The sequence below is a fragment of the Thiomonas delicata genome (genome assembly GCF_900088825.1).
Classification (GTDB): domain Bacteria; phylum Pseudomonadota; class Gammaproteobacteria; order Burkholderiales; family Burkholderiaceae_C; genus Thiomonas_A; species Thiomonas_A delicata.
On sequence record NZ_LT592170.1, the window covers coordinates 918,852 to 940,341 of the forward strand.

General features: G+C 65.4%; 19 protein-coding genes. 18 read left to right on the forward strand and 1 reads right to left on the reverse strand.

What is annotated here, in order from left to right:
* Nucleotides 1-693, reverse strand: a 693-nt coding sequence (locus tag THIARS_RS04325) for a class I tRNA ligase family protein (protein WP_141202373.1), incomplete at its 3' end; no start/stop codon positions are given.
* A 205-nt stretch (nt 694-898) separates the two neighbouring features.
* Between THIARS_RS04325 and THIARS_RS04330 the strand changes: the two genes are divergently transcribed.
* From THIARS_RS04330 to THIARS_RS04415, 18 genes are all read left to right on the forward strand, one after another.
* Entirely contained in the window at nt 899-1,645 is a 747-nt protein-coding gene (locus tag THIARS_RS04330; protein WP_245845508.1) for a dioxygenase family protein, read from the forward strand.
* A 472-nt stretch (nt 1,646-2,117) separates the two neighbouring features.
* Nucleotides 2,118-2,870, forward strand: coding sequence for a tetratricopeptide repeat protein (locus THIARS_RS04335; protein ID WP_094159630.1), 753 nt, complete (start codon nt 2,118-2,120; stop codon nt 2,868-2,870).
* Between the two features lie 495 nt (nt 2,871-3,365).
* Nucleotides 3,366-4,760 carry an undecaprenyl-phosphate glucose phosphotransferase gene (locus THIARS_RS04340; protein WP_094159631.1) on the forward strand — a complete coding sequence of 465 codons (1,395 nt, stop codon included), beginning with the start codon at nt 3,366-3,368 and terminating at the stop codon, nt 4,758-4,760.
* Between the two features lie 13 nt (nt 4,761-4,773).
* Complete coding sequence (locus tag THIARS_RS04345) at nt 4,774-5,850, forward strand: glycosyltransferase family 2 protein (RefSeq protein ID WP_094159632.1); 1,077 nt, start codon at nt 4,774-4,776, stop codon at nt 5,848-5,850.
* Between the two features lie 18 nt (nt 5,851-5,868).
* Nucleotides 5,869-6,855, forward strand: coding sequence for a beta-1,6-N-acetylglucosaminyltransferase (locus tag THIARS_RS04350; RefSeq protein ID WP_186436567.1), 987 nt, complete (start codon nt 5,869-5,871; stop codon nt 6,853-6,855).
* Nucleotides 6,856-6,870: 15 nt separating this feature from the next.
* Complete coding sequence (locus THIARS_RS04355; RefSeq protein ID WP_094159634.1) at nt 6,871-7,773, forward strand: polysaccharide pyruvyl transferase family protein; 903 nt, start codon at nt 6,871-6,873, stop codon at nt 7,771-7,773.
* 33 nt (nt 7,774-7,806) lie between these two features.
* Nucleotides 7,807-8,733, forward strand: a complete 927-nt coding sequence (locus THIARS_RS04360) for a glycosyltransferase family 2 protein (protein WP_094159635.1) — start codon at nt 7,807-7,809, stop codon at nt 8,731-8,733.
* An 8-nt stretch (nt 8,734-8,741) separates the two neighbouring features.
* Nucleotides 8,742-10,199: an MOP flippase family protein gene (locus THIARS_RS04365; RefSeq protein ID WP_186436568.1), complete on the forward strand. Its 1,458-nt coding sequence runs from the start codon at nt 8,742-8,744 to the stop codon at nt 10,197-10,199.
* A 13-nt stretch (nt 10,200-10,212) separates the two neighbouring features.
* Nucleotides 10,213-11,490, forward strand: coding sequence for a porin family protein (locus tag THIARS_RS04370; protein ID WP_141202334.1), 1,278 nt, complete (start codon nt 10,213-10,215; stop codon nt 11,488-11,490).
* Between the two features lie 24 nt (nt 11,491-11,514).
* Nucleotides 11,515-12,315, forward strand: coding sequence for an SLBB domain-containing protein (locus tag THIARS_RS04375; protein ID WP_094159638.1), 801 nt, complete (start codon nt 11,515-11,517; stop codon nt 12,313-12,315).
* A gap of 8 nt (nt 12,316-12,323) precedes the next feature.
* Nucleotides 12,324-13,682, forward strand: coding sequence for a Wzz/FepE/Etk N-terminal domain-containing protein (locus THIARS_RS04380; protein WP_094159639.1), 1,359 nt, complete (start codon nt 12,324-12,326; stop codon nt 13,680-13,682).
* An 80-nt stretch (nt 13,683-13,762) separates the two neighbouring features.
* Nucleotides 13,763-14,644, forward strand: coding sequence for a chain length determinant protein tyrosine kinase EpsG (gene epsG / locus THIARS_RS04385; RefSeq protein ID WP_245845510.1), 882 nt, complete (start codon nt 13,763-13,765; stop codon nt 14,642-14,644).
* Between the two features lie 14 nt (nt 14,645-14,658).
* Nucleotides 14,659-16,131, forward strand: coding sequence for an O-antigen ligase family protein (locus THIARS_RS04390; RefSeq protein ID WP_094159641.1), 1,473 nt, complete (start codon nt 14,659-14,661; stop codon nt 16,129-16,131).
* A complete protein-coding gene (locus tag THIARS_RS04395; protein ID WP_094159642.1) occupies nt 16,131-16,700 on the forward strand; it encodes a serine acetyltransferase in 570 nt (189 codons plus the stop codon). The genes THIARS_RS04390 and THIARS_RS04395 overlap by 1 nt, the downstream gene beginning before the upstream one ends.
* A 55-nt stretch (nt 16,701-16,755) precedes the next feature.
* Entirely contained in the window at nt 16,756-18,063 is a 1,308-nt protein-coding gene (locus THIARS_RS04400) for a glycosyltransferase family 4 protein (protein WP_094160628.1), read from the forward strand.
* Nucleotides 18,060-19,250, forward strand: a complete 1,191-nt coding sequence (locus tag THIARS_RS04405; RefSeq protein WP_094159643.1) for a glycosyltransferase family 2 protein — start codon at nt 18,060-18,062, stop codon at nt 19,248-19,250. The genes THIARS_RS04400 and THIARS_RS04405 overlap by 4 nt, the downstream gene beginning before the upstream one ends.
* 8 nt (nt 19,251-19,258) lie before the next feature.
* A complete protein-coding gene (locus THIARS_RS04410; RefSeq protein WP_245845516.1) occupies nt 19,259-20,056 on the forward strand; it encodes a WecB/TagA/CpsF family glycosyltransferase in 798 nt (265 codons plus the stop codon).
* A 202-nt stretch (nt 20,057-20,258) separates the two neighbouring features.
* The gene (locus THIARS_RS04415) at nt 20,259-21,461 is read left to right on the forward strand and encodes a DUF4124 domain-containing protein (protein WP_245845519.1); all 1,203 of its coding nucleotides are present in this window, start codon (nt 20,259-20,261) and stop codon (nt 21,459-21,461) included.
* Nucleotides 21,462-21,490 lie beyond the last annotated feature (29 nt).

A 21,490-nucleotide genomic window follows, 5' to 3' on the forward strand; every position in this document is an offset into this window, starting at 1 on the left:
GCCGATCCAGTTCTCCTGCATCAGGCGCACGCGCTCGGGCCAGCCCGCCAGGTAGTTGGGGTCGTCCGGGTTGCTCACCGCCGACAGCAACTCGTCGGCGTAGCGCGTGATGTTGAGGTAATAGCCCGGGATTTCGCGCTTTTCCACCACCGCGCCGCTGCGCCAGCCGCGCCCGTCGATGACCTGCTCGTTGGCCAGCACGGTCTGGTCCACCGGGTCCCAGTTCACCACCTGGGTGCGGCGCTCGGCAATGCCGGCTTGCAGCATCTTGAGGAACAGCCACTGGTTCCACTTGTAGTACGCCGGCGTGCAGGTGGCGACCTCGCGGCTCCAGTCGATCGCCAGCCCCATGGCCTGCATCTGCCGCTTCATGGTGGCGATGTTGTCGTAGGTCCACGCCGCCGGCGGCACCCTGTTCTTCATCGCCGCATTCTCGGCTGGCAGGCCGAAGGCGTCCCAGCCCATGGGCATGAGCACGTTGTACCCGTTCATGCGCAGATGGCGGGCCAGCATGTCGTTGATGGTGTAGTTGCGCACATGACCCATGTGCAATTTGCCCGAGGGGTAGGGCAGCATGGAACAGGCGTAGAACTTCGGGCCTGGCTTGGTTTCGTCCACGCGGTAGGCGTCGGCGGCCTGCCAGTGTTGCTGCGCGGCGTATTCGACCGCGGCGGCGTCGTACTTGTCGTTCATGGATGGTTCGGAAGAAGCGCCACGGATCATGGCCGGCAAAGGGCTCGGGCGTCGGCATGCATGTTAGTGGGGAGGCGGCCTGGCGGTGCCGCCCCATGCCGTGCGCGGCAGGCGCTTCGCGCGCAGAATTGCCGCGATCAGCGCTCCGCACTCCGTCTTGGCCATGCTCCGTCAGCCCACCTTGTTCGTTTCGCATGGTTCGCCCATGCTTCCTCTGGAACCCGGTACGGCCGTGCCCATGCTGCGGCAACTCGGGCTTGATTTGCCGCGTCCGCAGGCCATCCTGGCATTCTCGCCACATTGGATGGCGCGCGAGCCCTTGGCGGGATCCAGCCCGCGGCCCGCGACGCTTCACGACTTCGGCGGCTTCGACCCGGCGCTGCGTGCGCTGCGCTATCCGGTCCCTGGCGACCCGGCGCTTGCAAGGCGGGCCGCTGCGCTACTTCGACAGGCGGGATGGCCGGCAAGGCTGGACGCCGAGCGCGGCCTGGATCATGGGGTCTGGGTGCCGCTGCGCGTCCTGTTCGCGCAGGCCGACGTTCCTGTCGTGCCCCTGGCCATGCCTTGGCCGCTCGATGCCGCCGGGGCTTTTCGCCTGGGCGAGGCCCTCGGCGTCCTGGCCGACGAGGGGGTGCTGTTGTTCGGCACGGGCAGCCTGACCCACAACCTGCATGAGTTCCGTCCCGGCGCCGCCACGGACAGTCCGCCCGAGCCTTATGTGGTGGCGTTCACCGACTGGATGCGCCAGTCGATCGAGCAAGGCGATATCGCGGCCCTGCTCGACTACCGGCGCCGCGCGCCCCATGCGCAGCGCGCCCACCCCACGGACGAACACCTGTTGCCGCTGTTCTGGGCGCTGGGAGCTGCCGGGGCCGCTGTTCGGTCGCGGTACTGGCACGGCGGCGTGCACTACGGCGTGCTGAGCATGGATGCGTGGACATTCGGCGCCTGAGGGGCCGCGTCTGACCCTAGCTTTGCGCTGGCGACACGGACAGGCCTCGCCCGGAGACGCGGCCTTCGCGGCGGCGCCGGGCGTCGCTTTTCAAAGACAAAAAAATCGTGCGAAAACAAGGCTTTGTATACATCTAGTTTTTGGTGTCTGATCAAAGCGACGCTTTTTTGCGGCCACGCTGGACTTTCTTTGGCTTTGCGCGAGGTTGGCATCGCGGCTGATTTTTTAAGCTCTTCATTTTCAAGATTAAATCTGGGATGGCACGCAAACTGCTTCCATCGTCGGCATGTTCAGAGGGCGATGCGGTCCGCTGTGGCGATCTGTCCGCGCGTTCTTGGCTCCCATGAGGCCCGCTTGGGCCTGATCCCCATCGTCAAGCCTTTGTGACCTCGCGATGGGTCATGGTTTTGCTGACTCTTGACTGTTTCGCGGTGCGTATCCCGGCTCATCATGGTTTCGAGGAGGATTGGTCATGTTTGGAAACCCAACGCAAACTGCGGCTTCGCGTCCCGCCACGCGGCGAGCGAAGCTGTTCGAACCCCTGAGCGCACCCGTGACCGGCGTTTCTTCCAGCCATGTGAATCCGCTCGCTGCGGGTTTGTCATACAAGGCCAGCAAGGACTACGAACTGGCGGCGAGCTGGTTGGGCAAAGCCGCCGAGCAGGGAAACAGCAGCGCCCAGTACCACCTGGGGTCGCTCTACAAACATGGCCAGGGCCTTGTCCAGGACGACAAGCAAGCCGCCTATTGGTATGGCCGCGCCGCAGCGCAGGGGCATGCGCGCGCCCAGTGCGCCTTGGGGGTTCTGTACAAGCTCGGGCTGGGTGTTCCCCAGGACTTCGCCTTGGCCTTGCAATGGCTGCGCGCAGCGGTCATGCAAGGCCACGGCACGGCCCAATCTCACTTGGGCGTTCTGTATCAGGAAGGTCTGGGCGTGACGCGCAACCTCGAGCAAGCCGCCCATTGGTTTCGACAGGCCGCCGAACAAGGATGCAGCGCGGCGCAGTATTACCTGGCCATGCTGTACCGGGATGGGCGCGGCGTCGCGCGAGATACCGAGCAGGCCGCCCACTGGCTCCGACAGGCCGCCGACCAGGGAAGCAGCTTGGCTCAGTACGCCCTCGGAGATCTCTACAAGAGCGGCCTGGGCGTACCCCAGGACGACGAGCAGGCGGCAGCCTGGTTGCGCAAGGCCGTGGACTACGGCCATGCCGAGAGGCCATGAAGGCACGGCCATGCGCACGAAACTTCAGTTTCGATCGGCGATCGGTGCCTGGAGTGGGCGGGGGATGCAACGCAAAAACCGGGTCGCGCGCGCTGGCCCTTGCGTTGCGGAGTTTCAGATGATTTTGGCGCCTGGCTTGGCGTGCTCGCGTAACCGTCTTGGTGCGGTTCGCACGAGTTTTGTGCGGCGCAGCATCCGTGCGTCGCTAAATGCCGCGGCAAGGGGTCCTGCGTCTTTCGCCGCGGCCAGCATCCAAGCCTGCGCTTTGCGATCGGTATCGGGTCGTCGGCCTGCCAGTTGCGTCTTGGCCCATGACTTGCTTATCAAACGATGTGACAGGCCGCGGTCGCAGCGCGCGACCAGCGTTTAGCAATCCGTTCGGGGCTTGGCCCTTTTGCACGTGATCTGCACGTCTCGCGATAACGACGCGAGACCGCAGCAAGGCGCAGATTGCGCGCTGCAAGGGTCAATGCCGGATACCAGGAGGTCCATGTCATGATGCGAGGAGCGGTGCAGTCGTCCTACGACAACGCGGAGCTGTTTCTCCGCGTGATGGATACCCTCTTCATCGTCGGCGCGCTGATTGCAAGCGTCTTGCTCAACAAGGGTGTGCCTGGTGATCACATCTATATGCTGATCACCACCGCGCTCTTGTTTTTTCAGGTTGGCGCCCGGTTCTGGGGGCTTTACGACTCGTGGCAGAAGCTGCCGCTGCACGAGGAGGCGCGGCAGATCGTTATCGTCTGGTGCGCCGTTCTGATCGCGCTGCTGGCCACCGGATTTGCGCTGCATGTCACGTCCGATTACTCGCGGATTTCCCTAGGGTTGTGGTCCCTGATGGTGCCCACGCTGATGGTGGGGCAGCGCGCGTATCTGCGCCATCACATCGAGCGCAATGCCCGCCAGGGCGTGGGCGTCCGCATCCTGGCTTTCGTCGGCGCCAACCGCACGGCAGACCGCATCGCGCGCCAGTTGAGCAATCGGATGTGGTCGGGCCTGCGCATCGCCGGGGTGTATGACGACCGCGCCGCCAAGCGGGTGAACTTGCGCGACCTCTCGCTGATCGGCAATTTCGACCGCCTGGTGCGCGACGCCAGGGCCGGCCGCGTGGATTTCGTCTTCATCACCCTGCCGACCTACGCGGAGCAGCGCATCGACGGCCTGGTGCGCGACCTTGCCGATTCCACGGCCTCCGTGTTCATCGTGCCCGACGCCTACATTTTCGAGCGCAACCAGGTGAATTGGTGCGAGGTCGCGGGGCATCCCATCATCAGCGTGTACGACACGCCGTTCTTCGGCGTCAACGGCCTGCTCAAGCGCATCGAGGACGTGGTCATCTCCAGCTTCATCCTGCTGCTCATCAGTCCGCTGATGCTGGCCATCGCCGCCGCGGTGCGCTTCACCTCGCCGGGGCCGGTGATTTTCAAGCAGCGCCGCTACGGACTCAACGGCCAGATCGTCGAGGTCTGGAAGTTCCGCAGCATGACCGTCACCGAGGACGGCGACACGGTCGTGCAGGCCACCCGCGGCGATTCCCGCATCACCCCGGTCGGCGCCTTCCTGCGCCGCACTTCCCTGGATGAACTGCCGCAGTTCTTCAATGTGCTGCAAGGCCATATGTCCATCGTCGGACCGCGCCCGCACGCGGTGGCGCACAACGAGCAGTACCGGGCGCTGATTCACGGTTACATGCTGCGCCACAAGGTCAAGCCCGGCATCACCGGATGGGCGCAGATCAACGGCTGGCGCGGCGAGACCGACTGCGTGGAAAAAATGCAAAAACGGGTGGAGTACGACATGCAGTACATCCGCAACTGGTCGCTGGTCATGGACATGCGCATCATCCTCGCCACCATTTTCAAGGGTTTTCGCGGTCAGAACGCGTACTGATCCCGCATCCGCCATGGCCTACTTCGACATCCTGCTGCCGGTCAAGAACGGTGCGGCCTATCTGGCCGAAGCCCTGGCCAGCATCCGTGCCCAGACCTTCACGGACTGGCGCCTGCTGGTGCTCGACCACGGCTCGACCGACCGCACCCTGGACATTGCCCAGGCCCATGCGCTCGAGGACGCGCGCATCCGCATCCACAGCCTGCCCGACGCCCGTGGCCTGTCCGGCCTGCTCAATGCCGGCCTCGATCTGTGCGATGCGAACTATGTGGTGCGCCACGACGCCGATGACATCGCCCTGCCCGAGCGCCTGCGCCATACGCAGGCGGGCTTCGCGGCGCATCCCGCCATGGTGGCCATCGGTGGGCAGCTGACCAACTTCGACGACCAGGGCAGGACGCTGCGCCAGCATCTCTTGCCCACCGAACCCGGCCGCATCGCCGCCGCGATGCTGTTCTGCAACCCGGTGGCGCATCCCACCGTGGCCATGCGGCTGGACCGGTTGCAGGCTTTGGGCGCGCGCTATGGCGTGGAGTTCGGCGCCGGTCAGCCGGCACGCCCCGCGCCCGAGTTCGGGAATCTGGTGGAAGACTATTTCCTGTTCGGCCAACTTGCGCTCCTCGGGTTGGTGGCCAATCTGCCGCAACAACTCATCCGCTACCGCGTTCATCCTGGCGGCGTGGGGCGGCAGAAATTCGCGGCGCAGATGGCCGCCTCGCAGAACGTCTCGTTGCATCTGGCCGAGCGCCTGCGCGGCATGGCCGGCACGGTCCGTTTCGATCCAACGCCCTTTTGCAACCACGGCGGCATCTTGTTCGACCTGGGCGAGGAGCGAACCGATTTCTCCCCCGAATTCGAAGCCGTGCGCACGGCCTTGCTGCGCATGGACGCCCACCCGGCGCAGGTCCGGCGCGAACTGCGCTACCGCCAGATCCTGGCCAACCGCAGCCGCGCGGTCATGCTCGCCCGCTATGCCCTGTTCCGCAGTCTCCACCGACCGATGATGAACGAGGAAACCACCATCAAGCTCCATCTTCTCGGCCGCAAGGGCCCGCAGGCGCAACGGCTTCCGGCGCCGGCTGCGGTCTGACACGACATGGAGACGCGCATGGACATCGCCTACCTCATCCTGGCCCACGATCAGCCGGCCCATTTGCGCGAGCTGATCGCGCGCCTGTCCACGCCGGACAGCCATTTCTACATCCATATCGACAGGAAGTCCCGGCTCGCCGACTTCAGCCTTCCAGCCAACCCGCGCGTGCACGTGCTGCAGCAGCGCGCCCGTGTGTTTTGGGGCGATTACTCCCAGGTCGAAGCCATTGTGTCGTTGATGCGCGCGGCGCTTTCGCAGCCGGGCCCGGCGCACGCGCGCTTCGTCTTGCTCAGCGGGTCGGACTATCCCGTGCGCAGCAATGCGTTCATCCACCAGTTTTTCCAGGCCCATGCGGACATGGAATTCATCAACCTGACGCCCATGCCGTCGGCGGATGGGTCCAAGCCGCTGTCGAGGCTGGCGACCTATCAGCCGCGAAAAACCGCTTCCCGTGTGGTCAACCGCCTGAAGCGCACCGCCCAAGGGGTGGGGCTGCTTCCCAGGCAGCGGGATTTCGGGCCTGCCCTGGGCAGACTGAAACCCTATGGCGGATCGCAATGGTGGGCCTTGACTCGCCCGGCGGTCGCGTATGTCCTCGACTTCATGGACGCACATCCGGCCTATGTCGACTTCTACCGCAACACCGTCGTCCCGGACGAGTCCTGTTTTCACACCATTCTCGGCAACTCCCCCTTTGCTGCGCTGGCGCAGCGCAGCCTGACCTATGCCGACTGGAGCCGCCGCCGTCAAAGCCCTGAATACCTGAGCCTGGCGCATGCGCAGTTTCTGACCGCAAACCCGTCGCACCCGCCCAGCGCGGACTTTCCGCAGGGCATGCCCTTTTTGTTCGCGCGCAAGTTTTCCGCGCAATCGCGCGAGCTGCTGCGGCTGCTGAACGCCAGCCTGGACGGCAAGCCGCAGGCGCGCGATGCAGTCGCACGCGCGAATCCAGGCAATCCTGGCGCGGGCCGGCCCATGGCCTCGGCCTCGCGCGTCAACTGAAAAGGCAAGACGGCCATGGAAATCTTCTTCTATCGCGGTGCATCCCCGAATTTCGGCGATGAGCTCAACACCTGGCTCTGGCCGCGGCTGCTGGGCGAAGTTTTCGACGGCGCCGGAGATCTGTTCGTCGGCATCGGCTCGAACATCGTGCGGGGCTTTGCCGCGACGCGCAGGAAGATCATTTTCGGGGCGGGCTACGGTGGCTATACGGCATTGCCAGAACTTGATCACACGTGGTCGTTTTACTTCGTGCGGGGCAAATTGACAGCGCGCGCGCTGGGCCTGGACGAGGCCTTCGGTATCGGTGACGCCGGGATTTACGTCCGCTCCTGCCAGATACCGCGACAACGTATCGAGGGCCGGGTGGCGTTCATCCCGCATTGGGAAAGTGTCTGGCCTGGTCGGTGGGACGAGGTCTGCCGTCTGGCCGGACTGCATTTCATCGACCCGACGAACCCCGTGGAGTCCGTCCTGTCCGAGATCGCCAGTTCCGACTACGTCATCACCGAGGCCATGCATGGCGCCATCATTGCCGATGCCTTGCGCGTTCCGTGGATTGCCGCCCGCCCGAAGCGCGCCCATCGCATGAAATGGCACGATTGGGCTTCCGCGCTGGGCATGGAGATCGATTGGGCGCGCCTGCCCAGAAGTTCACTGCTGGAGATCGCCCAGCAGCATGCGCCGGCTGGCAGCGGCCTGGCCAGAACGCTGGCTTGCAGAAGGCGGGTCACGACCCTGCTGCGAGACCATACGCCGCATTGGTTGTTGCAGCGCACGGCGGAGCACCTGCGCGCCGTGTCGACCAGCGTCGAGCCACGGCTGAGCCGCGACGCCGCGATCGAATCCGTCCATTCCCGCATGCTCGACCAGCTCCATCGCTTCGTGCGCAAGGAAGGCGTCGGGCGCGTCCTGGTCTGACCGCAGGACGCCGAGATCCATACCCCTGCCGCCATGACCCGCCCCCGCCCCGCCATGACCGCCGCCTCTCCCCTGCCCAACAGGCGCTGGGCCGCCGCCTCCGACATCGAGGTCAGCGTGATCGTTTGCACGCGCAACCGCGCGCGGCAGCTGGTGGCCTGCCTGAACCATTTCCGCCGGCAGCAAACCGCCGTGCGCTGGGAACTTCTGATCGTGGACAACGGCTCCACCGACGCGACCCGCAGCGTGGCCGATGCCTTCATCGCCGACCTCGATGTGCCGGCCTGCACCCTGTCCGAGCCGACGCGCGGCAATGGCGCCGGGCGCAACGCCGGCATTGTCTGGGCACGCGGCCAGGTGATCGGTTTTACCGACGACGACTGCTACGTCGCCCACGATTATGTGGAACAGCTCGCCCGCACCTTCCGCACCCACGCGGTGGACTACATCGCCGGGCGCATCCTGCTGTTCGACCCCGACGACGCGCCGGTGACCATTGCCGAATCGACCGTTCCGCGCGACGTGCCGGCGCACCAGCCCGTGCCCGGCGCATTTATTCAGGGCGCGAACATGGCCTTTCGCCGCGCCGCCTTGCTCAAGCAAGGCGGATTCGATCCGGTGTTCGGCGCCGGCGCCCGCTTTGCCGGCGAGGACTGGGAAGTCGCGATGCGGGTCAGCGATGGGGGCGGCGCCGGCCGCTACGAGCCCGCCGTCGTGGTTTGGCACCATCACGGCAGAAAACTCCCGGACGTGCCCGCCTTGTGGCGCTTTTACCTGATCGGCGAGGGCGCGATGTATGCCAAGACGCTGCTGCACAGCCGCTTCAAGCTGGCCATCCTCAAGATGATGTTCCTTGCCCTGCGTCGTCAGTACACATGGCGTCCGACCCGGCCTTTTCTGTATCTGGTGCGGGGCTTCATTCAATACCTTGCCCTGCGCGCCGCCCCGGGCCTACGCTGAAACCAGAAATGAGCGAGCCAACCGCAGGGATCAAGGAGAAGGCGTTTTCCGCCGTGCGCTGGACGGCCGTCTCCGCGGCCACCGGGGCCATCGTGCAACTGCTGCAGGTGATGGTGCTGACACGCATCCTGACGCCGGCGGACTATGGCGTCATGGCCATCGTCGCCGCGGTGCTGACCTTTCCCTGGGTGATCAACGGCACCGGGCTGAACAGCGCCTTCATCTATCGCCGTCATGTCACCGAGGGCGAGCGCTCCAGCCTGTTCTGGGCCGGCGTGATCTTCGCCGTGCTGCTGGGGGGCGTGGTGTTGGCGCTCGCTCCGCTCATCGCCTGGGCCTACGGCGACCCGCGGCTGTTCCCGCTGCTCGCCCTGTCGTCGGCGACCTTCCTGGTCAGCGGCGTGGGCGCGCAGTTCCGCATGAATGCGGAAAAAAACTTGCGCTTCAAGCCCATGGCCATCATCGAAACCGCGGCTGCGGCGGTCAGCATGATGGTGGCCGTGCTCACGGCGATGGCGGGCGCCGGGCCCTACACCCTGGTCTGGGCGAGCCTATCCGGCGCCGTGGTCAACAGCGGGCTGTCGTGGTTCTACCTGTCCGCGGACTGGAAGCCGAGCTGGCACATCAGTTGGCGGGAACTGCAGCCCTACGTCCATTTCAGCCTGGCCGCGGTGTCCAGCGCCATCATCAGCAACGTCAACCGCAGCCTGGACGTCATCGTCTTGGGCAGGTTCGTGCCGGCCGGCAGCCTGGGGCTGTACAGCGTGCCGCGCAACTTCATGCAGCAGTTGCAGACCTTCGTCAACCCGATCATTTCGCGGGTTGGCTTTCCGCTGATCTCCAGCGTGCAGCACGACCGTGCCCGGGTCAGCGCCATCACCACCTCCACCCTCAACATGGTCGGCGCGCTGAACGCCCCGGTCTACGTCGGCATGGCGCTGTTCGCCGACCCGCTGGTGCGGGTGCTGTTCGGCACGGAATGGCACGGCACCGGGCATCTGCTGTCCATTCTGGCGGTGGTGGGCTATGTGCGCGCCATGTTCAGCCCGATTCGCGACCTCATTCTCGGCGTCGGCCTGGCGCAACTGGAACTGCGCTGGAACTTGGTCGTCCTGGCCGCCACCGTCCCGGCGATCCTGATCGGTTCCATGCACGGCCCGTTCTGGCTGGCGATCTGCCTGGCCGCCACCGCGACGCTGCTGCTGCTGCCGGCGTGGTACGGCATTTATCGCCCCTTGGCGGGCATCGGTTTTGCGCAGTTCATGGTGCTGATCCTGCGCCCGGTGCTGCTGGCCCTGGCAGGGATGGTGCCGGCCGTGCTGATCGCGCGCGAGTTCAGCCTGCCCTTGGCCCAGCTCGCCGCGGGCGCCCTGGTCACGGCGCCGCTTTACCTGCTGCTGAACATGCTGACCAATCGTCCCTTTGTCCATTCGATGTCTCGCTTGTTGTTGGTGCGACGTGCGTAAAGCGATCACGACCATGCTCCTGTCCCCCTCTCATGTCCCACGCCGTCCGCGGCGCGCACAGCCCCTGCGGGATGCGCTGCTGAGGCCGATTCGGCGTCTCGGCAGCGGTGTTGCCGCATTGGGTCTGCTGTGCGCCGCGCTGCCCGCGCAGGCCGCGGAATTTCCGCCCGCATGGGCGCCCGACACACCGGGGTTGCACCCGGTGCTGCGCTTGCAGCACACTTGTTCAAGCAATCTGTTCGGGTTGAGCAGCGGCGCGGCAGCGCAGCGCCTGTTCGGCGATACGCAGTTGTCGGACTGCTGGACCACCGCGCAGGGCGGCTTGCGTTTCGACAACGACGGCGCGGTCGGCCGCCTGCACGGCCATGCTCTGGTCGAACGCACGCAGTACAACCACTACCGCGCGCTGGATTTCACCGGTCACGATGTATCGTTGACCTATAACCTCGACCACACCCCGCATTGGAGCGCGTATGCCTCGGCCAGCGACCGCGCCGCGCTGCAGGATCTGACCATCCTGCAGGCTCCTGTGCTCGACGTGGTACGCAAGCAGGTGGTGAGCGCTGGGGGCATGCGGCGCCTTGAAGGTCCGTTTTCCCTGACGGCCGATACGGCATTGATCCGTATCCGCAACGCAGCGGCCAGCCAGCGTCCCTACGACATGGATATCGGCCTGGTCCGCCTGGGGCCGCGCTATACCAGCGCAGCGGGCAACAGCGTTGGCTACGTGTTGTCGCTGCAGCAGGGCCGCTACCCCAACGCCGCCATGCAAACCAGCGGTGCGCCGCTCGCCGACTATCACCAGATCGAAAACGCCGCGCAGTTCTTCTGGTCGGATGCGGCTTATTGGCAGGTGTCGGGCACGGCGGGCTACATGCAGTACACCGCGCCGAGCCTGCCGTCGCTGGACTTCCATGGCGCGGTGGGCGATGTAGAGGCCAAACTCGCAGTGACCGGCAAGACGGCGTTGGGCATGAAGCTCTATCGCAAACTGATGGCCTACAACACCCTCACCACCAACTATCAAGTGGTCACCGGCGCGCAACTCAACGCGACTTGGGACGTCGATGCCGCCGTGCGTCTGGGGGCCGAATGGACGCGCGACCAAGCGTTCTTTCCCGGCACCACCCGGCGCGACAACATCCAGGGCGGAGCCATCACCTTGGCCTACCTGCCCCGGCCGGGAACCCAACTTGCGCTGCTTCTTGGGCGCACAAACCGCAGTTCCAACGTGGTTGACGCCAGCTATGTCAACCGCACCGTGAGCCTTAACCTGCAACAAGCGTTCTGATCCACTACCGGAGGCCGTTCTGCCATGCGTATCCGTCATCTGCTATTTCTACTTCTGGCCGGTTTGTCCACCATGTTCTGGGGCGGGCCCGCTGTCGCCGGGGAGTACATGCTCGGCACTGGCGACATCGTCAGCGTCAGCGTCTACGGCCATCCCGAATTGCAAGTGCCCGCTGTCGAAGTGGACGCACAGGGCCAGGTGGTGCTGCCGCTGGTGGGTTATGTCACCATCGGCGGCATGAGTCCCACCAGCGCGGGCAAGGCCATCGCCGCCAAGTTGAAAGAGGGCGGATTCATCCTCAAGCCCTACGTCAACTTGCTGGTGAAGAAGTATTCCAGCCAGCAGGCCGTGGTGCTCGGCAATGTCAACAAGCCGGGCCAATACGTGCTGCAGCGGGACAGCCGGCTCACGGACCTGCTCGCGCAGGCCGGCGGTGTGAGTCCCACCGGGGCGAACACGGTGATCTTGCAGCGCGATCAGAACGGCAAGCGGGTGGACACCCCGATCCGCCTCGCCGGCCTGTTCGATGGTTCTGCGCCCGCTGCCGATCCGACCATCGTCAGCGGCGATGTGATCTACGTGCCGCAGGCGCCGGTGTTCTACATTGAGGGCGAGGTGCAGAAGCCGGGCGCTTACCGGATCGAGCCAGGGATGACCCTGTTGCAGGCCATCGCCCTGGGCGGCGGCCTGACGCGGCGCGGCACCCTCCACGGCGCGGAAATCCGCCGCCCCGGGGCCGATGGCAAGCTCGATGCCATTGCCGCAGACGCTGGCGCGCGCATTCGCGCCAACGATGTGATCGACATCCGGCAAAGCCTGTTCTAGGAGCCGTCATGGACCTTCAGGGATTCCTGCTCGTTCTGCGCGCCCGCTGGTTCGTCATCGCCGCGCTCACCGTGCTCGCGGCCGCGGCTGCGGGCATCACCGCGAAGCTGCTGCCCAAGCACTACATGGCCACGGCATCTGTGGTGATCAACAGCCAGTACGTCAACCCGGTGACCCGCGCGCAGATGCAGGGCATGCTGATGCCAGCCTATCTCAACACCCAGGCGATGATTCTGACCAACCGCACCACGGCGCTCAAAGTGGTGGACATGCTGCACCTGACCGACGACAAGACCTACCAGAAGCTGTACGCCGCCCAGGCCGCCAAGCTCCCGCCGGGCGTCAGTTCCCTGCGCGAGTGGATCGCCCAGCATCTGCTGTCGCAGTTGAAGGTCAACACCTCCGATCGCGACAACGTCATCAGTTTCAGCTATACCGCGCGCGACCCCGAGCAGGCCGCGCGTATCACCAACGCCTTTCTCGACGCCTACGTCCAGACCAATCTGGCGCTGAAGACCGGGCCCGCGCAGCGCACGGCTCAGTGGTACGCCAGCCAGCTCAAGACCATGCAGGCCAAGATCGAACAGGCACAGTCCAAGCTCATCGCCTACCAGAAAGAGCATGGGGTCATCCTGTCCGAGAAGGATGGGCAGGCCTCGCTGCCGCTCCAGGCCCTCGTCACGCAGCAGGCCATCGCCGCGGCGCAGAACTATGGCGATCTATCCAAGGCCCAGCTTCTGGGCGAACACAACGCCGACGTGATGCGCGACCCGGTGGTGCAGGCGCTCAAGACCAGCCTGGCTCAGGCACAGGCCAAGCTCAGCCAACTCGCGCAGACCGAAGGCGCCAACAATCCGCAGTACATCGCCGCGCAGACCGAGGTGAGCAGTCTGCAGCGCAAACTCAGCCAGCAGGTCGCCGCGGTGCAACGCGCGGTGCAGGCCACGGCGCAGGCCTCGCGGCAGAGCATGGCCGACATGCAGGCAGCGGTGCAGGCTCAGCAGAAGCGGATGATCGCTGACAACACCCTCAAGGCCGAGGGCCAGTTCCTGGTGCAGCAGGTGACCAATGCGCAGCGGCTTTACGACGCCACGCTGCGCAGCTATCAGGAAAGCGAGTTGCTGTCCAAGTCGGATCAGACCGACATGTCGGTGCTCAGCCGCGCCGTCGCCCCGATGGAGCCCATCGGCCCGCGCGCCTTGGTCAAGGCCGCGCTGGGTGCCGCGCTCGGCCTCATCCTGGGCGTTTTGCTGGCCTTGCTGCTCGAACAGCTGCAGCGCAAAGTGCGCTCCGTTCAGGAAGTCATCGATCTGACCGGTGCTCCGCTTCTGGGCACGGTGCAGATTCGACCCTTGTTTTTGCGATGATGGACGCCCCGACCGACCACGAGCCGATCTTGGTGGGGCGCGTTGCGCGCCGCCAGACGGCGAACAACCAGAACAATCCCATGAGCGTACTGCCTGCCGAAACGCGATCCAGCGCCACCGTCCCGATGGCGCTGGGCAAGGATCTGAAACTAGGCCAGCTGCTGCTCGACTCGGGCAAGCTCAGCGCGGCGGACGCCGAGCGCGTGCTGCGGCTGCAGAAGGCCAAGAACCTTCGCTTCGGCGACGCCGCCGTGCGGCTTGGCCTGGTCAGCGAGCAGGACATCCTGCTCGCCTTGTCGCAGCAGTTCGATTACCCCTACCTTGCCCCGGGGGCGAATGGGTTCAGCGATGAACTCGTGGCGGCCTATCAGCCTTTCACGCCGCAGGTCGAGCAACTGCGCGCCTTGCGCAGTCAGCTCATGCTGCGCTGGTTTGGCACCGGACAGCGCAGCCTCGCCCTTGTCGGCACCGGACCGACGGGTTCGATGAGCAACCTGGCGGCCAACCTGGCCATCGTGTTCTCCCAGCTTGGCGAACGCACCCTGCTGATCGACGCCAATCTGGGCCGGCCGATGCTGCACGAGCTGTTCAATCTTCCGGTGCGTCACGGTCTGTCGGACGTGCTGATCGGACGTGCCGGCTCCGAGGCGGCGGTGCGCATCGAACCGCTGCTTGGCCTCACTGTGTTGAGTGCCGGGACCCAGCCGCCCAATCCGGCCGAGCTGCTGGCGCGACCAACCTTTGCCGAGTTGCTGGCGCTCAACGCGGAGGTCTTCGACGTCATTCTCGTCAACACCGCGCCCACCCACCTCGCCGAAATCCTGCCCGTCTGCGCGGCCACGCAAGGCGCGCTGCTCATGGTCGACCAGCATCTCAGCGCCGCCGCCGACGTGCGGGCGGCGGCCAGCGCCATCCAGCACGCCGGGCTGAGCCTGGTGGGCAGCGTGCTCAACCGGCGCTGAACGCCCCCGAAGCGATGGCACGACCGCTTGCCTCACCTGCCCAACCGCGCCAGCGCACGCTGCTGGCGCTGACGATTCTGGGCGGCGGTGCGCTGGCCCTGCTGGCGGGTTACGTCGTCGGTCGGCTGAACCTTGGCGGCCACATCCATCTGGCCCTGCTCGTCGCGCTACCTGCCGCTTTCGTCCTGGGCCTGCTGTTCATCTATGCAAGGCAAACCTTGCTGTGGCTCATCATTCTGTTCCGTGCCAATCTCGATCCGATGCTGAACATGACCAAGATCGGCGGCGGCAGCTCGGCCATCGGCCTGGGCGGTCTGCTCAACGGCCTGGTCATCGGCCTCATCGTCATGGAACTGTTCAACCGCCAGCGCATCCCGGTGAAGCGTCTGCTGCTTCAGACCTGGCTGCCCTTGCTCGTGGTCATGGTCGGCACCTTGACCATCACCCCGCGGCTGGTGCCGGGGATCAAGAACGACCTCAGCCTGCTGTCCAACGCCGCCATCTTCTTGCTCGCCTTCGTCTACGTGCGTGATAAAGCCAGTCACGACGCCTGGCTGCGGGCCGTGCTGTTGTCGACCATCGGCCCCACGCTCTACGGCCTGTACCAGATCGTCACCCACACAGGCTTCCACGACTTCCAGGTGGGATTGCGCATCGACAGCACCTTCTCGCACCCGAACATCTTCGCCTTCTATCTGGTGCTGATGGTGTCGCTGCTGTTCGTGGTTTGGCGCGGCGGCGTCCTCGCCGTCGGTCCGCGGGTGCGGCGCCTGCTGCCGCTCTACATCCTGGTCTTGCTGGCCCTGCTGATGACGACCAAGACGCGCAGCGCCTGGGGCGCCATGGCGTTCTTCTTCCTCGCCTACAGCCTCGTGATGGAGCGCAAATTGCTCCCTCTGCTCGTCATCGCCGGATTCGCCTCGTTGTTGCTGCCCGACGTGCGGGAACGCATCAGCGAACTCACCACCGGCAACAGCGGCATGTACTACCAGCCTCTCAACTCCTTCGCCTGGCGCAAGGAGATGTGGACCGCGGCGCTGCGCTTCATGGAGCCGTCGCACTATTTGTTCGGCTACGGCAAGGAGTCCTACGAGTTCTACTCACGGCTGTTCTATCCGCTGAGCAACGGCGTCGGCCCGCCCGCGCACAACGTGTACATGCAGGTGTTCTTCGACGGCGGGGTGATGGGCCTGAGCGGCTTCGTCTGGCTGCTCCTCGGTACCGGAGCGCTTGTCGCGGGCGTGCGCAAGACCGACCGCATGGAGGGTTTTTTGCTCTTGATGCTGGTGCTGGAGTTCGCGTTGGTTTCCGTGTCCGACAACATGCTCGACTACCTGGTCTACAACTGGTATCTCTGGTTCGTTCTCGGCACCGGGGTCAGTCTCCATTTCCGGCGCATGGCGCAGGCCGCAGCCAAGCCGCAGCCGACGCACGGCACCGTGTTCGAACGGCCTGCGCTGGCGCGGGCGGCGCAGCGGGGACGGTGATGTTGCTCAAAAACGATCCGGACTGGCAGCAGGATCTGCAGCGGCTCGGCATGACGCGCCCTTTCTTCAAGGAGCAGTCGATCTGGGCGATCTTCGTGTATCGCTACGGGCGCCGGGTCGACTCCATGGCTCCCGGCGTCGGCAAGCGCATCAGGACCAAGCTCTATTGGCTTTTGTTCCGTTGGGTCGAAACCTGGACCGGCATCAGCTTGCCCAAGGAGGCGGAGATCGGCGGCGGGCTGCGCATTTTTCACTTCGGCTGCATCTTCGTGCATCCCGGCGCGAAAATCGGCAAGAACTGTACCCTGCGCCAAGGCGTGACCATCGGCAACAAGTCCGAGGGAGGCCCGGTCCCGGTTCTGGAGGACGATGTGGAATTGGGCGCTTTTGCGCAGGTGTTGGGCGGCGTCGTGCTCGGCGCCGGTTGCCGCGTGGGCGCTTTGTCCGTCGTCGTCCATGACGTCGGCGCCGGCGTGACCGTGGCCGGTGTTCCAGCGCGGCCCCTGGGCCGCGGCGCGCCCGAATCGGTTGCGCGGCTGAAGTCGTTGATCCAGCAGGCGGACTGCTGACATGCGTGCCATCGCCAATCAAGCCGAAACGCAACCCGCCGGCGCGGATGCGGGAATGAAGATCGCCTACTTCATCAACCAATACCCCAAGGTCAGCCACACCTTCATCCGGCGCGAAATCCAGGCGCTGGAGCGTCAGGGCTTTTCGGTGCTGCGCATCGCGCTGCGCGGCTGGGATGCCGAGCTGGCGGATGCGGCGGATCTGGCGGAGCGGGATCAAACCCGCTATGTGCTGCGGCATGGGCTGCGCGGCCTGTTGGGTCCGCTGCTCGGCATGGCGCTGCGTCATCCTGTGCGCACGTCGCGGGCGCTGGCCTGGGCCGCTCGCCTGGCGCGGCTCAACGAGCGCAGCCTTCCCTATCACTGGATCTATGTCGCCGAGGCTTGCCGGCTCGTGCAATGGGTGCGGGCTGCGGGCGCTGTGCATGTGCATGCGCACTTCGGCACCAACTCGGCGGAGGTCGTGCTGTTGGCGCGGCTGCTCGGCGGACCCAGGTTCAGCTTCACGGTGCATGGGCCGGAGGAGTTCGACAAACCGCTGGGCATCCATCTCAGGGAAAAAATCGAGCACAGCGCTTTCGTCGTGGCGATCAGTTCGTTTTGCCGAAGCCAGTTGTTTCGCTGGGTGGGCTCCGCGCACTGGGGCAAGGTCGAGGTGGTGCGCTGTGGCATCGAGCCGAACTTCCACAGCGGCGTCGAGGTGCGATGCAATCCCAACCGGCAGCTGGTCTGCGTCGGGCGCTTGAGCGAGCAGAAGGGCCACCTGTTGCTCATCGAGGCGGCCGCCTTGCTTGCGGCGGAAGGCGAAGACTTCACGCTGCTTCTTGCGGGTGATGGCGAATTGCGCGCGCAGATCGAGGCGACCATCGCGGCGAACGGCTTGGGCGGGCGCGTCGTGATCACCGGCTGGATTGGAAGCATGCAAGTGCGCGAGCTTCTTCTGGGCTCGCGGGCCTTGGTGCTGTCGAGTTTCGCCGAAGGCTTGCCCGTGGTCGTGATGGAGGCGATGGCCTTGGGGCGCCCAGTCGTGGCCACGCAAGTCGCGGCGATGGCTGAACTGGTGGAAGACGGCCGCAGCGGCTGGCTGTGCCCGGCGGGAGACGCGGCCGCGCTGGCGGCGGCGATGCGGCGTTGCCTGCACGCCAGCGAGGAGCAGCTCACGGCCATGGGGACACATGGCCGTGCCGTGGTGCTGTCCAGGCACGACGCCGACAGGGAGGCGCAGAAGCTCGGGAACTTGTTCCAGGCGGCTGCCAACGCCGCGGGCGCAGGCGCCATGAACGCGACCGACCGGCTGTCCGAAAGGCGCGCTCTACCGCCCTTGGAAAATTTGGCGCGCAGCGACGGGAGAATGCTCCCGTGAGCGCGGTGCTCTACGCCATCTTGCTGGTCGCTTGCATCGCGCTGGCGCTGCCCGTCGGCTTGCTGCTGTTGCAGGTCTTGAGCGCCTGGCTGCCGGGGCGTGCGGCGCAGCCTTGCTCCGATGCGGCGGGGCGCATCGCCGTGCTGGTGCCTGCGCATGACGAGGCCCTGAACATTCGCCGCACGGTGGAGAACCTGCAGCAGGATTTGCGCCCGATCGACCGTCTGCTGGTGGTGGCAGACAACTGTGACGACGACACGGCCGCCATCGCGCGGGCGGCCGGCGCAGAGGTGGTTGCGCGGCATGATCCGCTGCGCCGCGGCAAGGGCTATGCCTTGGATTTTGGACTGCGCCATCTGGCGTCGGACCCGCCGGATGTGGTGGTCATCGTCGATGCCGACTGCACGGTGCGCCCAGGGTCGATCGGCCGCGTTGCCGCCGTTGCCTTGCGGACCTGCGCTCCCGCGCAGGCGCACTACCGCATGGAGCTTCCGCCGGATGCCGGACTGAAGCTCAAAATCGCCGGTTTCGCCTGGCGCGTCAAAAACCTGGTCCGTCCCCTGGGCTACCTTCACCTGGGCCTGCCCTGCCAGCTCATGGGAAGCGGAATGGCCTTCCCTTGGACCTTGATCGAACAGGCCGATTTGGCGGACGCACACCTCGTCGAGGATCTCAAGCTCGGCCTCGAGTTCGCGCGCCTTCGCACGGCACCCAGGTTCGTGCCGCAAGCCGAGGTGACCAGCGTCTTCCCGGCCAGCGCCGCCGGCGTGGCGACCCAGCGCAGGCGCTGGGAGCATGGCCATCTGGGCATGCTGGTCGACGTGGCGCCGCGGTTGCTCTGGCAGGGTCTGCGCACGGCCAATGTCGGCTTGCTGGCTTTGGCCGCCGATCTGTGCATTCCGCCGCTTGCGCTCTTGGCCTTGTCGATGACGGCGGCAGTCCTGGCGTCCACCTTCGCCTGGTGGACGCTGGGCTGGACGACTCCGGCCTTGATCGCCTGGGCTTCCTGCCTGGCGTTCGCCTTGGCCGTCCTGGGCGCATGGACGCGCTTTGGTCGGGACGTCCTGAGCCTTTCAGAGATGACGGGCATTCCGCTCTATGTGCTTTGGAAGGTGCCCGTCTATCTTCGCTTCATGCTGCGGCGCGAGCGCGACTGGGTGCGTTCGGCGCGGGATGTCGAGAAATGAAACCGGACATGTCGGAGCACCAGGCTTCACGCGCCGAAGACGCAACGCTGCGCCTGTTCGGCCTGCCGTTGCGGAACACGACGCTTGCGTTGGCCGCCGGCGAACTGCTTCGCGCGGCGGCACGGGGGCAGCGGCGCAACGTGTATTTCGTCAACGCGCATTGCGTCAACGTCGCCGCTTCCGATGCCGTCTATGACGGAATTCTGCGGGCGGCCGACCTGCTGTATGCGGATGGCATCGGGATGCGGATTGCCGCCCGCGCGGCGGGTGAGACGCTGCGCGACAACGTCAATGGCACCGACTTGTTTCCGCTGTTGTGCGCGGGAGCGGCGCAGGCTGGGCTGGAACTGGCGTTCATCGGTGGCAGGCCGGGTGTGGCGCAGGCCTGTGCGCGCAACATGATGGCCGCGCACCCCGGATTGAAGGTGGCCTACGTCCAAGACGGATATTTTCCCGCGGCGCGGACGGGCGCCGTGCTTGAGGCCTTGGCGCAGTCGCGGGCGCGGCTGATTTTCGTGGCGATGGGCGTGCCCCGACAGGAGCAGTTCATCCACCGCCATGACGCCGAACTCGGCGATACGGTACGCCTCGGGGTTGGCGCCTTGTTCGACTTCTACTCCGGCACCATGCCCCGAGCGCCGTCGGTGTTGCGCAGGCTGGGCATGGAATGGCTGTTTCGCTTGCTGGTGGAACCGCGTCGCCTGTTCAGGCGGTATGTGCTGGGTAACCCACGGTTCCTCGCCCGCGTGATGTGGCGACGTCTGCTGAGCCGCGCGACCTTGACCCATGCGCCGCTCTCGGGCTGAGCGAGCGGGTTTGGGCGGGATTTTTTAGGAGGCATCCATGCCAGAAGCGTGAATTTGCGTCACCGTGGAGAAATTGACTGGTTGTCAGCCGAATGACGCAGGACATTTCCAAAAACCATCCATTCCTATTCAGGCATGACGATCCGGTTTGTAGGATGCCGATCTTCCGCTGCCTTGTTTCCACGACCGTGCCGGCCGGGTCATGGCGGTCGTCGCGTCGAACGACGCGGCAAGCCAGCGATTCAGCGCGCGGTTGCAAGGATTTTTCATGCGCCAAGTCTTGGGTCTTTCAATTGCTTTCGTTCTGCTCGTGGCCAATGGTGGTTGCGGAGGAGAGGGCGGCTCCTCCCTGAGCGCGGGCGGTAACGTGGCCGCCGCCGCCACCGTCACGGGTCGCGACGACGCTGGGACTCCGACTGGGGCGGCGATTCAGGCGACTTCGCTCAGTCATGTGTTCTCGCCACGCAGCTTCTGGTATCAGCCCATTCCGGCCAACGCGCCGCTGAATCCGAAGTCTTCGATCTACACGCAAGACCTGCTCGACCAGATCAAGAACCATTACGGTACCGTCAACCTCAACACCACCAGCTTCGCCAGCCCGATCTATTACGTGCGGACCAGCGGCGGATCCGACGCGGTGACCTGGGTGGACGGCACGCCGATCTATCCGGTCAGAAAGCGGGTCAATGTCAAGTTCTGGGACTGCCAGAACAAGGGCCGGACTCCTCACGAACTTGTCGAGCAATGGCGGGGCGTGCCGATTCCCGCAGGCGCGACGCCGGCGAACGGAAGCGACAGCGAAATGTCCATCTATGACCTCAGCACGCACACGCTGTGGGAATTCTGGGTGACGCGCAGGGTGGGCGGCGAATGGCAGGCCTGCTGGGGCGGGCGGGTGCGGGACACGATGCAAAACCCAGGGATCTTCCCGCACCCCTACGGAGCCACCGCCACCGGCCTGCCCTTCATCGGCGGCGAGATCTCGGCCGAGGAACTGGCGCGGGGGCAGATCAACCACGTCATCGGCATCGCCCTGGTCAACGCGGCGAGCTGGAAAGAGTTTTCCTGGCCGGCCAGCCGCTCGGATGGCTACAACCCGAATGACGTGCCCGATCGCATCCCCGAGGGCATACGCTTGCGGCTCGATCCCAGTGTCGACGTCGATGCACTGAATCTCACCCCTGTAGGCCGCATCATCGCCAAGGCGGCGCAAAAGTACGGCTTCGTGGTCTGGGACAAGGCGGGTGCTGTTTCGCTTCGAATGGTCAATCCCGCAAGCTATGAACTCGCGGGCCTGCCAAATCCCTACCCCGCCTTGTTCGACAATATCGCTTCTTATGATGTGCTGAAGGGCTTTCCATGGGACAAGATGCAGTTCATGCCGATGAACTACGGCAAGCCCTAGCCGCCCGAACGTCGACGCCGTGCTGCTGC